Source organism: Nocardia sp. NPDC088792 (genome assembly GCF_044750615.1).
In the GTDB taxonomy this organism is placed as follows: Bacteria; Actinomycetota; Actinomycetes; order Mycobacteriales; family Mycobacteriaceae; genus Nocardia.
On sequence record NZ_JBIVKC010000009.1, the window covers coordinates 260227 to 274604 of the forward strand.

Annotated in this window: 17 protein-coding genes; 12 read left to right on the forward strand and 5 right to left on the reverse strand. The window is 67.9% G+C overall.

The annotated features are described in order from the left end of the window. Nucleotides 1–151 precede the first annotated feature (151 nt). Both ACIP5Y_RS45990 and ACIP5Y_RS45995 read left to right on the forward strand, forming a co-directional pair. Entirely contained in the window at nucleotides 152–1669 is a 1518-nt protein-coding gene (locus ACIP5Y_RS45990) for an adenylate/guanylate cyclase domain-containing protein (RefSeq protein WP_400360294.1), read from the forward strand. Nucleotides 1670–1673: 4 nt separating this feature from the next. Further along, a complete protein-coding gene (locus tag ACIP5Y_RS45995; RefSeq protein ID WP_400360133.1) occupies nucleotides 1674–2816 on the forward strand; it encodes a YbhN family protein in 1143 nt (380 codons plus the stop codon). Between the two features lie 4 nt (nucleotides 2817–2820). On the opposite strand, the gene ACIP5Y_RS46000 is transcribed toward ACIP5Y_RS45995, so the two are convergent. After that, a complete protein-coding gene (locus tag ACIP5Y_RS46000) occupies nucleotides 2821–3198 on the reverse strand; it encodes a DUF3054 domain-containing protein (RefSeq protein WP_397007566.1) in 378 nt (125 codons plus the stop codon). A gap of 244 nt (nucleotides 3199–3442) precedes the next feature. Beyond that, nucleotides 3443–5128 (reverse strand): NTF2-like N-terminal transpeptidase domain-containing protein, encoded by a 1686-nt coding sequence (locus ACIP5Y_RS46005; RefSeq protein WP_400360134.1) that lies wholly within the window; start codon nucleotides 5126–5128, stop codon nucleotides 3443–3445. A 338-nt stretch (nucleotides 5129–5466) separates the two neighbouring features. Between ACIP5Y_RS46005 and ACIP5Y_RS46010 the strand changes: the two genes are divergently transcribed. The 5 genes from ACIP5Y_RS46010 to ACIP5Y_RS46030 all read left to right on the forward strand — a co-directional run bounded on the left by ACIP5Y_RS46010 (nucleotide 5467) and on the right by ACIP5Y_RS46030 (nucleotide 8706). Next, a complete protein-coding gene (locus ACIP5Y_RS46010; protein ID WP_400360135.1) occupies nucleotides 5467–6075 on the forward strand; it encodes a hypothetical protein in 609 nt (202 codons plus the stop codon). Nucleotides 6076–6091: 16 nt separating this feature from the next. Continuing rightward, complete coding sequence (aroQ, locus tag ACIP5Y_RS46015; RefSeq protein WP_400360136.1) at nucleotides 6092–6529, forward strand: type II 3-dehydroquinate dehydratase; 438 nt, start codon at nucleotides 6092–6094, stop codon at nucleotides 6527–6529. A 128-nt stretch (nucleotides 6530–6657) separates the two neighbouring features. Next, entirely contained in the window at nucleotides 6658–7584 is a 927-nt protein-coding gene (locus tag ACIP5Y_RS46020) for an ABC transporter ATP-binding protein (protein ID WP_400360137.1), read from the forward strand. Continuing rightward, nucleotides 7581–8456 carry an ABC transporter permease gene (locus ACIP5Y_RS46025; protein ID WP_400360138.1) on the forward strand — a complete coding sequence of 292 codons (876 nt, stop codon included), beginning with the start codon at nucleotides 7581–7583 and terminating at the stop codon, nucleotides 8454–8456. The genes ACIP5Y_RS46020 and ACIP5Y_RS46025 overlap by 4 nt, the downstream gene beginning before the upstream one ends. After that, nucleotides 8446–8706: a helix-turn-helix transcriptional regulator gene (locus ACIP5Y_RS46030; RefSeq protein WP_400360139.1), complete on the forward strand. Its 261-nt coding sequence runs from the start codon at nucleotides 8446–8448 to the stop codon at nucleotides 8704–8706. The genes ACIP5Y_RS46025 and ACIP5Y_RS46030 overlap by 11 nt, the downstream gene beginning before the upstream one ends. Here ACIP5Y_RS46030 and ACIP5Y_RS46035 read toward each other — a convergent pair. After that, on the reverse strand, nucleotides 8703–9569 hold the full coding sequence (locus ACIP5Y_RS46035) for an NAD(P)-dependent oxidoreductase (protein ID WP_400360140.1): 867 nt from the start codon (nucleotides 9567–9569) through the stop codon (nucleotides 8703–8705). The two genes, ACIP5Y_RS46030 and ACIP5Y_RS46035, sit on opposite strands and share 4 nt — an antisense overlap. Before the next feature lie 96 nt (nucleotides 9570–9665). On the opposite strand from ACIP5Y_RS46035, the gene ACIP5Y_RS46040 reads away from it, so the two are divergent. Beyond that, complete coding sequence (locus ACIP5Y_RS46040; protein WP_400360141.1) at nucleotides 9666–10022, forward strand: winged helix-turn-helix transcriptional regulator; 357 nt, start codon at nucleotides 9666–9668, stop codon at nucleotides 10020–10022. Here the strand turns inward: ACIP5Y_RS46040 and ACIP5Y_RS46045 are convergent. Beyond that, nucleotides 10006–11145, reverse strand: a complete 1140-nt coding sequence (locus tag ACIP5Y_RS46045; protein WP_400360142.1) for a glycerate kinase — start codon at nucleotides 11143–11145, stop codon at nucleotides 10006–10008. The genes ACIP5Y_RS46040 and ACIP5Y_RS46045 overlap by 17 nt on opposite strands. A 98-nt stretch (nucleotides 11146–11243) precedes the next feature. Here ACIP5Y_RS46045 and ACIP5Y_RS46050 point away from each other — a divergent pair, with 98 nt between their 5' ends. Continuing rightward, nucleotides 11244–11576 (forward strand): GNAT family N-acetyltransferase, encoded by a 333-nt coding sequence (locus ACIP5Y_RS46050; protein ID WP_400360143.1) that lies wholly within the window; start codon nucleotides 11244–11246, stop codon nucleotides 11574–11576. An 11-nt stretch (nucleotides 11577–11587) separates the two neighbouring features. Here ACIP5Y_RS46050 and ACIP5Y_RS46055 read toward each other — a convergent pair whose 3' ends face one another. Beyond that, nucleotides 11588–12349: a lysophospholipid acyltransferase family protein gene (locus ACIP5Y_RS46055; protein WP_400360144.1), complete on the reverse strand. Its 762-nt coding sequence runs from the start codon at nucleotides 12347–12349 to the stop codon at nucleotides 11588–11590. A gap of 127 nt (nucleotides 12350–12476) precedes the next feature. Between ACIP5Y_RS46055 and ACIP5Y_RS46060 the strand changes: the two genes are divergently transcribed. From ACIP5Y_RS46060 to ACIP5Y_RS46070, 3 genes are read left to right on the forward strand one after another with little or no spacing between them, the layout of a single operon-like run. Continuing rightward, nucleotides 12477–13091: a YqgE/AlgH family protein gene (locus ACIP5Y_RS46060; RefSeq protein WP_397007590.1), complete on the forward strand. Its 615-nt coding sequence runs from the start codon at nucleotides 12477–12479 to the stop codon at nucleotides 13089–13091. Nucleotides 13092–13134: 43 nt separating this feature from the next. After that, nucleotides 13135–13641, forward strand: a complete 507-nt coding sequence (locus ACIP5Y_RS46065; RefSeq protein ID WP_400360145.1) for a sigma-70 family RNA polymerase sigma factor — start codon at nucleotides 13135–13137, stop codon at nucleotides 13639–13641. Beyond that, nucleotides 13638–14357, forward strand: coding sequence for a zf-HC2 domain-containing protein (locus ACIP5Y_RS46070; RefSeq protein WP_400360146.1), 720 nt, complete (start codon nucleotides 13638–13640; stop codon nucleotides 14355–14357). The genes ACIP5Y_RS46065 and ACIP5Y_RS46070 overlap by 4 nt, the downstream gene beginning before the upstream one ends. Nucleotides 14358–14378 lie beyond the last annotated feature (21 nt).

Below are 14378 nucleotides of genomic sequence, written 5' to 3' on the forward strand. Positions count from 1 at the left end.
CGCCAGCGAGCCTACTGGGTCACATGTGTCCGGGGCGGCGCCCGCGCGCGTGCCCCGCTCGCGGGTGACCCAAACCTCATCGAGTCGAATGCGTGATCGAAACGCTAGATTGGTGAGCGTGTCAGCGCCTCTGGAAGCGGTCAAACAGACCATGCAAACCCGCTGGCCGCTGTACCTGGCTTCGATGCTCGCGGCCAACGCGTTCGGCGCTGTCCTGGTGTGGGCGTTCATCCAATACGGGCTGCCGGTGCCGGAGGGCAGTTCCAGCGCGAGCCGCCAGACCGGGCTGCTGATTCCGTTCCTGATCTTCTTCATCGGCGGCCTGATGAGCGTGAGCTCGTCGGCGCTGATGCTGCGCCCGGTCATGCGCTGGCAGGTGCGCGGCGGCCCGCCGAGCCGGCAGGAGCAGATGGCCGCCCTGCACGCACCGTTGCGGCAGTCCATCGTGCACCTGGTGCTGTGGCTGATCGGCGGCGCGGTGATGGCCTCGCTCATCATCGCCCGAGCCCGCGAACTGGCGGCCGCGGTGATCGTCACCGAATGCATGGCCGCCACCATCGTTTTCGGCTTCACCTACATGCTGGGTGAACGAATCCTGCGCCCGGTGGCAGCGGAGGCGCTGACCACGGGCGCTTTCGACCACACCCTGACCGCGGGTGTCGGCACCCGGATGGCGATGACCTGGGGCATGGGCACTTTCGCGCCGACGATTGCCATCGTGCTGCTGTGCGTCACCCAGATTTCCTCGCGCGTACAGTTTTCCGCTCAGTCGCTGGCGGTATCGATTCTGCTGCTGTGCGGTGTGGTGATCATGCAGGCGCTGGCGCTTTCCATGCTCACGGGTTCTTCTATTTCCGATCCGATCCGCCAGCTCAGCCAGGCCATCGATCGGGTGCAGGAAGGCGCCCGGGATGTGCAGGTCGAAGTATTCGACGGTTCGGAAATCGGGCTGCTGCAGGTTGGCTTCAACCGAATGATGGGCGAAGCGGCCAAACGCCGTGAACTGCAGGAATTATTCGGCCAGCATGTCGGTGAAGAGGTGGCACGGCGGGCCCTCGAGTACGGCACCGAACTCGGCGGGGAAACCCGATTCGTGGCGGTCTTGTTCGTCGATATGGTCGGTTCCACCGCGACCGCGGCGGAACGCCCGCCGACCGAAGTCGTCAGCCTGCTCAACGAGTTCTTCCGCGTGGTGGTCGACGTGGTGGACCGGCATCACGGGCTCATCAACAAATTCATGGGTGATGCCGCACTGGCCATCTTCGGCGCACCCCTGGACCGCCCGGATGCCCCGACCGCGGCCCTCGCCGCAGCCCGTGAGCTGCGGGAAGCCCTGCGGGAGGTGCCCGGCCTGGATATCGGCATCGGGGTGTCCGCGGGCCTGGCGGTGGCGGGAAATATCGGTGGGGCAAATCGATTCGAGTACACCGTCATCGGCGACCCGGTGAACGAGGCGTCGCGCCTCACCGAACTAGCGAAAGACCGGCCGGAACGCACCCTCACCTCCAGTAGCGCGCTGTTTTTCGCCGACGAGGAAGAGCAGCGGCATTGGCAGACCGGAGAAGATGTACAGCTGCGTGGACGCCGCCGGAAAACCCGGCTGGCCTGGCCCCGGGAAACCACCGGCCCGACGGATGCAGACGAGGCCGTTGCGAGTTCGTTAGGCTGACCTCGTGACGGCTCATGAGCTCGCCGGTGAACCTGCGCCGGCCGCGGAGAACTCACGCCGTGGCAGGTTCTGGTGGGCCAAATGGGTTCTCGGCGCCGCGCTGCTGGCGCTCTTGATTTCCGAAGGCGTTTATCTATATCCCCGGCTGCACGAATCCTGGAAGAACCTGACGGAAATCCATTGGGGCTGGGTCGCCGCCTGCATCGCCATGCAGGTGGTTTCCATGAGCGGATTCGGGCAGATCCAGAAACAGCTGCTGCATGCCGGCGGCGTCGACGTGAGCCCGCGGAAATCGCTGGCCGTCGTGTACGGCTCCACCGGAATGTCATTGACGCTGCCGGCCGGGCAGGTGTTCTCGACCGCCTTCACCTACCGGCACATGCGGCGCTGGGGCGCGAGCCCGATCGTGGCGTCGTGGCAGCTGGTCATGTCCGGCGTGGTGGCGGCGACCGGGCTGGTGCTGCTCGGCCTGTTCGGCACCGTGCTGGCCGGCGGGCGGGTCGGCATCACCAAGGTGATCCTGACGTTGGGCGCGGTCGCGCTGCTGATCTGGGGTTTCAACTACATTTCCCGGCATCCGGGCGGTGTCGAGGCGGTGGTGCGGCGAATCCTGGGCTGGATCAACAAGATTCGGCACAAGCCCGCGGACACCGGCATGTCGAAGGTCGCCGAGATCCTGGACCAGCTGGAGTCCGTGGACCTGGGCCGCCGCGACGGCGCGTGGGTGACGCTGTGGGCGCTGATCCACCGGATCGCGGACGTGGCCTGCCTGGGCGCGGCCTGCTACGCGGTCGGCGGCGATCCGCGCTGGGCGGGACTGATGCTGGCGTTCGCGGCCGGTAAGGCGGTCGGCACCATTCCGCTGGCGCCGGGCGGCATCGTCTACGTGGATGCGACGCTGATCTATTCGCTGAGCGCCGCCGCGGGGCTGCCGGCCGCGCAAGCGGTGGCGGCGGCGTTCCTCTACCGCCTGGTCAGCTTCATTCTGGTGGCCATCATGGGCTGGATCGTCTTCCTCTTCCTGTTCCGCAAGCCGCAGGCGGGCGATGACGAGTTCGAGAAGGAATTCGAGGAACGCGGCACGCCACTGGTCGCCGAGCGCCGCCGCCCGGCGCCGCCGCCCGCCGAGGGCGGGGCCACGGCCTGACCGGTCAGCGCAGCGCCTTGACGGCGGCCCGCCAGCCGAGCAGGAACAGGGCCAGCGCGGTGGCCGCGACCAGCACGAAGCTGAACGCGATGCCCTGACCGCTGACCACGCGCAGCAGCATGCCGCCGATCAGGGTGCTCAGCCATACGATGACACCGGTCGGGTACACCGCGCGCGCATCGAAACGCTTTGCCGCGCTTACCCCTTCACGCCCGGATGCGACCGCGATGGCGATCACCCAGCCCAGCAGCAACCCGGTGCCGAACGGCCATACCGTGCGTAGCAGCCCGGCAGCCACCGCTTCGTCGTGGCTGCGGCGCCCGATCACACAGAACAGCACCACGAGCACGACATCGACGGCGAACGGCACCAGTTTCTTCACGGGCCAAAGGTTAACGGCCCCCGGCCACCCCACTGTGCAAAGACACCCGACTCTCGAGATGCACCCACCTTCCTCGGAGCTACCGCCCCGAAACCTCCCAGGGCCGCGAGGCACCGGCCAGAGAGCGGCACACCCGCGCACCTGCGGTGCGCGGGTACGGGCCGGCGGCCGGGTACCGCCCCAGAACAGCCCTGGCCCCGTCCTTTTGGACGGGGCCAGGGCTTCGTGTGTATGGGTCGATCGGTCAGGCGCCGTCCGGGCTGGCGAGGGACTGCAGGAGGCGGGCGGCCATGCGGGCGGGGGCGTCGCCCGCGTCGGGGGAGTCGATGTGGATGGCGAAGGCCAGGTCGCCCATGGTGGCGATGAGCCAGCCGTTGGCGCCGGAGGTGGCCGAGTAGGCCTGCACGCCTTGGTAGCGGGCGAGGCTGACGTTCTCGGGGGCGCCCGCGCCGTCGTGCAGCATGCCGCGGAGGCGGTCGGTGACGTCGCCGGGCAGCGCGGCGAGATCGGCTTCGGTGGTGGCGGGCTGGCCGATGGTGATCATCGGCTTGGGCACCTGACCGTTGGCGACGGCGGCCGCGGCGATGGCCATACCCCAGGGGCTGGCCAGCAGCGAATCCGCGGCATTGCCGCGGCCCACGTTCTCGGCGGCGTTCTGCCCGGTGGGCAGGCGGCCGGTGGTCTCGTCCAGGCCGGGGATCTTGAAGTCGATGCCGACGCCGAGCATGCTCGCGGCATCGGCGGCGTCACCCACCGATACGTCCTGCGGCGCTTTCTTTTTGGTCACCGCGGCGACGTTCTTGAACAGCTCGATCATGCCGCCCACCGGATAGGTGCCGGTGAAGGCCACATTGTCGCCGATCTGGCTGGCGTAATTGTTCTGCGCGGCCGCCACGACCGCACCGGAGGACGGCTGGATGGCCACGATGGAGGCGGCCGTGCCCACGCTCACCACGGCGTCCTCGGCCGCGCGCTGCAGCCGCTGGTCCATGGTGGCGGCGATATCCGGTCCGGGCGGGCCCTGTTCGCCGGCGAGCTGGGTGACGAATTTGCCGTCGGGTTCGAAGAGCTGCACACCCCAGCCGGCGTGCTGGTCCCGGTTGGTCTGCCAGACATTGGTGAGCGCGTCCAGCAGCGGCGACCAGACGCGCCGGTCGGCGGCGACGAGCTTGGGCTGCTGCAGCATGACCACGCCGGGGATGTTCGCCATGCGCGGTTGCAGAATGGCGAAGTCGCCGTCGCGCAGGTCCACCGCGACAACGGGTTTGCCCTTGGAGGCCGAGAGCTGCTGCAGCAGAGACGGTCCGGTGATGAGCGGCGCCACCGGGGAGATGGCGTCGGCGAGGGCGTTGCTGGAGGCGACGGGGTCGTTGGTCTTGGCCGGGTCCAGCTCGATGACATTGATGTTCTGCTCGGTCAGCAGCGGCGCGCCGACGATGTCGTTGACCTTGGGCGGGGGCAGGGCCTCGGTGCTGACGAGTTTGACCGTGCGCTTCGAGTCCAGCTGCGGCATGACGACGGTCGGATCCCATGAGATGCGCCAGCCGACACTGAGTTTGCGGACGGTGCCCTGGAGATCGTATTTCCAGTTCCGGTTCTCACCGAAGTTCCAGGTGCCGGTCATGCTGAACAGGCCGGTGGTGTTGTCCAGCCCGATGTACTGGGTCACGTGATAGTCGGGCTTGCCCGGGTCGAGTCCGGCGAAGACTTGCTTCAGCGTTGCCGAAGCTCCGCTCGGGTACGACGTGAGCTGTGCCGCGCCGTCGTAATCCCTCTTGTCGATGGCTGTGGTGAAGTCCTCGACCACGGCCTCCGCACCGGTCTTCCGGTCGCGAACCGCACACGACCCCATCCCGATCGCCACAGCCGCCACGGCCGCGAGTGCGATTGCTCCCCGGACCCGGAAGCGGCGGGATCCCCACACATCCATATCGCCCACTCTTCACTCTTGCCACATCAGCAACAGGACCACGGTACCGCGTTTCGACTGCTCGCCGCGTCCCCTTTCCATCAGGCGTGCTTGCACTGAGCTCCACCATAGTGCCGAAATCGGTCACCAGTGACCACTTACATGATCACCGGTCGGTTACAGACCGTGGCGTGTTCGTGCCATCACCGACCGCCCGGTTCGCGCAGGTGACAGCCTCGGGCGCCGATTCCGGCCCGGCGGCCGAACCACGTTCTCCCAGAGCGGAACCCAGGCATCAGGAATCGACGTAACGTTGTAATCAGCATTACAACTCCATGCAGTAAGTGAGAGTGATCGAGATGAGACACGGACATCGCGGACACGGCTTCGGACGTCCCGGCGGCTGGCAGCAAGCCGACCTGCCGGACGCCGCAGATGCGGCCGACTGGTTCGCTGGCCGATTGCCAGCCGACTGGTTCACCGGGCCCGCCACCCTCGAGACCGATCGCGACGAGATCGTCGTGATCGGCGAACTACCCCTTCCCACAGCCGAACCCGCGGCCGCGGAAACCGGCGACACCCCGCAGGACACGCCGCCCGCCGAGGTACCCAAGGCCACCGTCGAGGGCCTCGTCTCCCGATTCCGGGAGTCCACCCGCCCGGCGCGCATGCAGATCGCCCAGGAGGCGCAGGCCCGCTACGGCCGCAATGTGGCCTGGGGCATCACCGTCGACGGCGAGCGAATCATGTTCACCCATCTGGCGGTTCCGGTCATGACGCGATTGCGCCAGCCCGAACGCAAGGTGCTCGACACGCTGGTCGATTCGGGCGTGGCGCGATCCCGCTCCGATGCCCTCGCCTGGACGGTCCGGCTGGCGGGCAAGCATGCGGAGGAATGGCTGGAGGAACTCCGTTCCGCCATGCGAAAAGTCGACGACCTGCGCTCCGAAGGCCCGCAGGGCCTGTAGGACTAGGGTGTCCAGCATGGCTGATTCCGGTCCGATCCTGGTGCTCAACGGCCCGAACCTGAACATGCTGGGCACCCGCCAGCCCGAGGTGTACGGCGCCGACACCCTCGCCGATGTGGTGGAACTGTGCCGCAAGACCGCGGCGCGGTTCGGGCGCGAGGTGGAGGACTTCCAGTCCAATCACGAAGGCGCCCTGATCGACCGGATCCACGCGGCGCGCGGGTTCGTCTCGGGGCTGGTCATCAACCCCGGCGGCCTGACCCACACCTCGGTGGCCTTACGCGACGCCCTGGTGATCCCTGAGGTGCCGATCGTGGAGGTGCACATCAGCAATGTGCATGCCCGCGAGGAGTTCCGGCACCACTCCTATGTCTCCCCCATCGCGACCGCGGTGATCGCGGGCATGGGCATCCAGGGCTACGCCGCCGCCATCGAATTCCTCTGCACCCGCTGACCTCGGCTTACGCCGGGCCCGGCTCCTCGGAGCCGGGCCTTTTTCGTGCCCGGGTAAATAGCTTGTCGACTGCAAAATGTAGTAGATATGCTACATCCGATCGGATTTCCGTTACGGAGGGGTAGTTGATGACGGTCGGTGAAGACGTCGCGCTCGACGTCGAAGGCCTGCGAATGCGCTACGGCACCCGAGATGTACTGCACGACGTCACCTTTCAGGCCCGCAAGGGCGAAGTACTGGTCCTGCTCGGTCCGAACGGCGCGGGCAAGACGACGACGATCGAAATCCTCGAGAGCTTCCGTATGCGTTCCGCGGGACGGGTCGAGGTGCTGGGCACGGACCCCGCGCACGGCGACGAGGCCTGGCGAGCGCGCCTCGGCGTGGTCCTGCAATCCTGGCGCGACCACGGCAAATGGCGCGTCCGCGAACTGCTCGACTACCTGGGCATGTTCTATGCGCCGTACTCCACCGAGGCCATCGAGAGGCCGTGGGACACGGACGAACTCATTGCCGCGGTCGGCTTGACGGAGCACGCGAACGCCAAGGCCATGACCCTGTCCGGCGGCCAGCGCCGCCGCCTGGACGTGGCCATCGGTATTGTCGGCCGCCCCGAGCTGCTGTTCCTGGACGAGCCCACCGCCGGCTTCGATCCGCAGGCCCGCCGCGAATTCCACGATCTGGTGCACCGCCTCGCAGACGACGACGCGACCACCATTCTGCTCACCACCCATGATCTGGACGAGGCGGAGAAACTGGCCGACCGCATCCTGATCCTGGCCGGCGGCCGCATCATCGCGGACGGTTCGGCCGATCAGCTCTCACGCCGCATCGCCGGTGAGGCCGAGGTGAAGTGGACGCGGGACGGTCAGCGTTTCGTGCACACGACCACCGAATCCACCAAGTTCGTCTACGAGCTGTTCCAGCAGTACGGGGAACAGATCGAGGAGCTGGAGGTGCGGCGCGCCTCGCTGGAGGACACCTATATGACCCTGGTGCAGCGCTTCGAGTCCGGTACGGGCGACTCCGAGCTCCGCAGTCTGGAGGAGGTTCGATGAATTCGACGGGGGTATCGAATCCGCTCCCGATCACGATGGCGGTGCGCGCCGGTTTCCGCCGCGGCCGGATCGAGCTGATGCAGACGCTCACCAGTGGTATGGACATCTTCACCCAGTTCTTCTGGCCGGTGGCCAGCTTGGTCGCGGTGTTCTTCCTGCGCAACAGCCATTTCCAGGGCACCGGCGTGGGTCTGGGTTCGCTGGCGCTGCCGAGCCTGCTCGGCATGCTGGTGGCGTTCACCGGCATGTTCGGTGTGGCGCAGGCCCTGGCGGTGGATCGTGAGGACGGAACCCTGTTGCGCGCCAAGGCGACTCCCAACGGCATGCTGGGCTACCTGATCGGCAAGATCGTCGCGGTGTCGGGCATGACGCTGGTTCAGGTGGTGGTGGTTCTGGTGTTCGGTGTGGTCGCCATCGGCGGGGTGGCGCTGGACACGGTCGGCGCGTGGGTGACGCTGATCGGGATGCTGCTGCTGGGTCTGCTGGCGACGTTGCCGATCGGTGCGATCATCGGTTCGGTGTTCAGCAACCCGCGCAGCATCGGGTTCGTCTCGTTCCCCATCATGGGTCTCGTGGCGATCTCCGGAATCTTCTATCCGATCACCGGCCTGGCCGGCTGGCTGCAGGCGATAGCGCAGGTGTTCCCGATCTACTGGCTGGGCCTGGGCATGCGTTCGGCGCTGCTGCCGGACAGTGCCTCGGTGGTGGAGCTGACCCATTCGTGGCGGCAGCTCGAGACCGTCGCGGTGCTGGGCGCGTGGGCGGTGCTGGGTCTGCTGCTGGCCCCGGCGCTGTTGCGCCGCATGGCTCGCCGCGAATCCGGATCGGTCGTGGCGGCCCGCCGCGAGAAGGCCATGCAGCGTGCCTACTGAGGTCATCTACAACCGGATCGCGATGCTGCGCGCCGAGCGCGGCATCTCGCGGCGGCAACTGGCCGAGGCTCTGGGCGTGCACTATCAGACTGTCGGCTATCTGGAGCGTGGCGAATACAGTCCGAGCCTGCACCTGGCCTTGCGCCTGGCCCAGTACTTCGAAGTGACGGTGGAGGTGATCTTCTCGATCGCCCCCTTCCCGCGCATCGGTTCGGAGGCGGCGCCGCGCGTCGATTCGGCGACCGCTTAACCACGCATGAGTTCGTACGTGGACACCGCCCTGCCCGCATCCGCGCTGGCGGCAACGGCCTTGCGCCAGAACGCCTGCGCGGTGTGCGACAGGGTGGCATCCACGCCGACCTCCTCGCTGGCTTCGATGATGTGCTGCGCGCCCGCGTCCATCATCCGTAGCCCGGGGACGTCGGCCCAGCCGCCCTGCTGGTTCTCGAGTGCGAACTGCTCCATGAAGTAGGGGAAGGCGGCATTGGACCGCACCGCGAACGGAACGAACTGCGCGATATCGTGTCCCGACCGTTCGATCATGGCGGTGGCCTGGTCGAAGGCGAGCAGCCAGGGATGGAAGATGGTGAGCAGGCCCTGGTAGAACACTTGCGCCAGGCCGTCATCCGCGCCCAGGTACTCCTGCGGGCTCAGCGGTAGCAGCAGTTCCGCGTGGGCGTCGAATGCCTCGCGCGGACCGCTGTAGAAGATGTACGAGGCCGGGTGCTCGATATTGTCGCCCGCGGACATGACTCCGCCGGAAAGGAATTCGGCGCCGTGCGCGCGCACCCAGGCCGCACCCCGGCGAGCGTGCTCCGGCGAATCGGAGGACAGGTTCGCGATGACCTTGCCGCGCAGGTGATCCGCGGCCGGCTCGAGCACGGTGTACATGGCGTCGTAGTGGGTGAGGCTGAGCACCACCAGCTCGTTCGCATCCAGCGCCGCGGCCGCGGTGGCGGCCCGGGTGGCGCCGAGTTCGGCCATGGCTTCGGCCTTTTCGGGGCTGCGGTTCCAGACGGTGACGGCGACTCCGGCCTTCAGGAAGGCCCGGACCATGGCCTGCCCCATGGGGCCGAGACCGAGGACGGTGACTGATCGCTGCGTTGCTGACATGGGTAGATCGTCGGTGCCGATCGGTAGCCTCGGGAAGACCGCACGTTCGAGTGGGGTTGCTTACCTGAAGGTTCGGAATCTGGTCAGGAGGTCGCGATGAGTATCGACAGTGACACAGCTCACCAGGTGTGCGGCATGTCCGTGGCCATCGACGCCGTGGGCGGCAAGTGGAAGTTGCACCTGATGTGGGTGCTGGGTGACGGTCCGCGGCGTTTCGGGCAGATCCGCCGTCTACTAACCGGCGTCAGCGAGAAGGTCCTGGCCGAGAATCTGCGGCAGCTGGAGGCGAGCGGCATCGTGCACCGCGAGATCTACCCGGAAATCCCGCCGCGCGTGGAGTATTCGCTCACCGCGATCGGCCGGGAGCTGAACGCGGCGCTACGCCCCCTGGAGCAGTGGGGTGAGCAGCACCGCGATCGGCTCGCGGCCGGAACTCTCATACCGGCGGTCTGATCGAATTGTCCGGTGCGGCAATGATTTCCCCGATACGTTCCAGCAGCGCACCGGCATTGGCGATGCTGCGGGCCGGATCCGGTTCGAGGTCGGACAGGGCGTAAGCGGCGGTGAAGCCCGCGGCGGTCACCTGTTCGGGGGTGAGCCGGATCCGCCCGGCGACGGCGATCACCGGCACGCCCGCCGCCTGTGCGGCCTGGCAGACGCCGAGCGGGGCCTTCCCGGCCAGACTCTGGTCGTCGAGCGAGCCCTCACCGGTGATCACCAGGCCCGCGTGGGCGAGTTCGTCGCGGAAACCGATGAGGTCCAGCACCACATCGATGCCGGAACGCACCCGCGCGCCGAGCACGGCCATGGCGCCGAACCCCGCGCCGCCGGCCGCGCCCGCGCCGGGTTTGTCGGCCCATTCGGGTCCCAGTACGGCGGCCCAATTCTTCAGTGCCGCTTCCAGGGTCGCGATCTGTTCCGGGTCCGCGCCCTTCTGTGGCGCGTACACGGCCGCGGCCCCGTTCGGGCCGAGCAGCGGATTGTCGACATCACTGGCGAGCGTGATCTTTGCGTCGGCGAGACCGGGATGCAGCCCGGAGCGGTCCACCCGGACCGCGCGGGCGAGTGCCGCCCCGCCGCAGGGTAATTCGTTCCCGTCGGCATCGAGGATGCGCAGCCCGAGCGCCTGCAGCAGTCCGGCTCCGCCGTCGGTGGAGGCGCTGCCGCCGAGGCCGAGCACGATGTGCCGGGCGCCGCGGTCCAGGGCGTCGCCGATCACGTCGCCGACGCCGTAGGTGCTGGCATGCAGTGGATCCGCTTGTCCGCCGGGCAGTTCCGCCAGTCCGCTGACCGCGGCGAGTTCGACGACCGCGTCGATGCCGCGGACCGCGTAGCCGGTGTCGACCGGCGCGAGGGTGGGCCCGAAGGAGTCCACCGGCACGCGTTCCCAGCCGGCGGCGAGGAAGGCGTCCACGGTGCCGTCGCCACCGTCCGCCACCGGGAGTTGCCGCAGCTCGGTGCCGGGTGCGGTGCGGTGGATACCGGCGGCCAGGGCGGCGACCGCCTGGGCGGCCGTGAGTGATCCCTTGAATTTGTCCGGGGCCAGAATCACCCGGCGCGTTCGCGCTTCGGTCACCTCTCCAGTGTGATCAACTTCCGAAGCGGCGACACGCCCGGGGTGAAGTGCGCCCCAAACGGACAAATAGCTGGGCGCGCCGAGCTAGCGTCGAACCCATGTCGAGCGAGTCGAGCGAGTCGATAGCGGTCCGCAAGAATTCCGAGCTGGATCGCTTCGAGCTGTACGTCGACGGAAATCTCGCCGGTGTCGCCGCGTACCAGGACACCGCCAACGAGCGTGCCTTCGTGCACACCGAGATCTATCCCCGTTACGAGGGCCGGGGCTACGGTCGCAAGATCGTCCAGGGCGCGCTGGATCAGACCCGTGACGAAGGCTTCGGCATCCTGCCGCTGTGCCCGATGGTGCACCATTTCGTGGAGTCCCGGCCCGAGTATCTGGAGCTGGTCCCGCACTGGTCCAGACAGCGGCTGGGCCTGCCGCAGCAGTAGGCCGCCCCTGCTCAATACGCTTTCACGGCCCCGTCCAGCGCCGTCTGCAGTTCGTCGCGCACGATGCGCGTGATCTCGGCGGGTTTGGTCGGCAGCGCCGGCACGGGCACCCCGAAGTAGAAGCTCGCCGAGCGGGCTTCCTCCTTGGTGGGCTCCACCTTCGGGTCGGGGCGCGGTCCGTAGCTCAGGCCCAGGCTCACCAGCACCGGATCCGCGCCGAGCCTCTCGGCCCGGAAGGCGATGTGGCCGATGCCCGTTCCGACGGCCTGCACCTGGGCCGGATCCACGTCGTTGCAGGTTCCCTCGGGGAACACCGCCATACCGTCCCCGCGTGCCATGCGTTCGGCGCAGATGTCGATCATGCGCTGCCCGGCGGCATTCACCGCGCGGAGGCCGTGGTCCTTCCCGCGGAAGACGGGTATCCCGCCCATCATGTCGATGCGCTCGCGCAGCTTCGGTTCGATGAAGAGTTCGTCCTTGGCGAGGACCCGGGTCCGCCCGATGACGGGCCGTAGCCCGCTGCGCCAGGCCGCCGCCGCGACCGTGTACGGATCCAGCTGTGAGAGATGGTTGATGGCGATGAGCAGCGGCCGCCGCTGGGAGATGAGTTCCCGCAGCCGTTCCCGCGCCCCCGGCGCATAGGACACCCGAGGCCGGTACCGCCGCCCGAGCAACCAGTACGCGGCCTTCGCCTGCACCAGGTTCTGCTGATGATCGCGATAGAAGTCGTAGACGGCGTCGCTGTTCTCGAGGATCACCTCGGGGCGTTCCATAGCCGCCACCATAGCGACCAACCGCAAGGTATGCGGGACAACTATTCCGGGCCCCCGGGACGGCGCAATTGCGCAGCAAAACAAATTAAGCAACGCAATTACCGTGTCGCAGTGCGATGATGACTCCGTGGCACGCGCAGAAGAACACGGTGACCGTTCTCGACGCGAATTCCGGCACGAGGACCAGGTGGTACGCCCTGGGACCTTGCTGGTGTCCGCAACTGATCTTGTCGAGCCGTCCTTCCGGCGCACCGTCGTGTACATCATCGAGCACAATGACGCGGGCAGCCTGGGCGTGATCCTGAACAGACCCAGCGATACCCCCGTGCACGACGTGCTACCCAATTGGGCCGATCTGGCCGCCCCGCCGCGCTCCCTGTTCCTCGGCGGGCCCGTGAAACGCGATGCCGCCCTGTGCCTGGCCACGGTGAAGGTGGGCACTTCCTTCGCGGGTATCCCGGGGCTGCGGCGGGTGGACGGCCGGGTGGCGCTGGTGGACCTGGATTCCGATCCGGACCGGATCGCCCCGCTGGTGGAGGGCATCCGCGTCTTCGCGGGTTACGCGGGCTGGACCTTCGGTCAGCTGGAAGGCGAGATGGACCGCGGCGATTGGATCGTGCTGTCCGCGCTGCCCACCGATCCGCTGGCGGGCCGTATCGATCTGTGGGCGCAGGTGCTGCGGCGTCAGCCGCTCCCGCTGTCCCTGCTCGCCACGCATCCGATCGAGCTCGAGCGCAACTGAACCAGCGGTAGCGCTGTGTCGTGATCGTTGCGGAGGTGCGCACATGCCGGATGATCAGGCCGCTCTGCTCCGCGCGCTCTACACCGAGCATGCGGCGGCGCTGTGGCGCTATACCTTCGGGCTGGTAGGCGATCCGGGCCGGGCCGAGGACATCGTGCAGGAGACGCTGCTGCGCGCGTGGCAGCGGCCGCACATTCTGGATCAGAGCACGACCTCGGCGCGGGCCTGGCTGTTCACGGTCGCCCGTAATCTGGCCGTGGACGAACACCGCAGTGCGCGCAGCCGCCGCGAGTTCGGCACCGATCGGCCGCCCGAGGTGCCGGAACCCGATCAGGCGGACCGGGCGCTGGACGGCTGGCTGGTCGCGGATGCGCTGGCGCGGTTGAGCATCGATCACCGCGAGGTGATCGTCCGTTCCTACTATCGGGGTCTGTCCACCCACCAGATCTCCGAGGAGCTGGAGATCCCGGAGGGAACGGTGAAGTCCCGGATGCATTACGGCATGCGGGCATTGCGCTTGGTGTTGCAGGAGATGGGGGTGACGAGATGACCGAGGGCCACGACCTCTGCGACGGCTACACGACGTGGGACGGCGCCTACATGCTCGGCGCTCTCTCCCGCGAGGATCGCAGGGAGTACGAGGAGCATCTGGCCGGCTGCGAGCACTGCCGCGCGGCGGTGGCCAAGCTGGCCGGGCTGCCCGGACTGCTCGCGCTGGTGGATGCGGATACGGCGCTTTCCCTTGCGGCGCAGGAGGATCCGCCCTCGACGGTGCCGCCGATTCCGGAGCGGCTGCTGCCGGCATTGGCCGGCAGGGCGGAGAAGCGCCGGCGACGGGGCCGCTGGTGGTCGATCGGCGGCACGCTGGCGGCGGCCGCCGCCGCGGTGGCGATCGCGGTGCCGGTCACCGCGTCGGTGACCGGGCATCAGCAAGCACCGGCGGCCGTGCAGGTGGTGGCGCAGGGGCCGCTGCGGGCGCAGACCACCGATATGCCGATCGTGGCCACCTTCAAGGTGCAGACGGTGGACGGGCAGACCCGGGTCGAAATGTGGTGCAACTACCCGCAATCCGGTGAGGTCTATACGTGGAATCTGTCGCTGTGGGTGGTCCGTGCGGACGGTACGGGCTCCAAACTCGCCGAGTGGACGGCGAAGCCGGGTCAGGTCTACACCCCGGACGGCACCACCGCGGTGGCCGCGGACCAGTTGAAGACGGTGCAGATCCGCAACGGCCAGGGCAAGATCCTGATGGCGGCCGATATCTGAACGCACGAGGACGGCGCACCC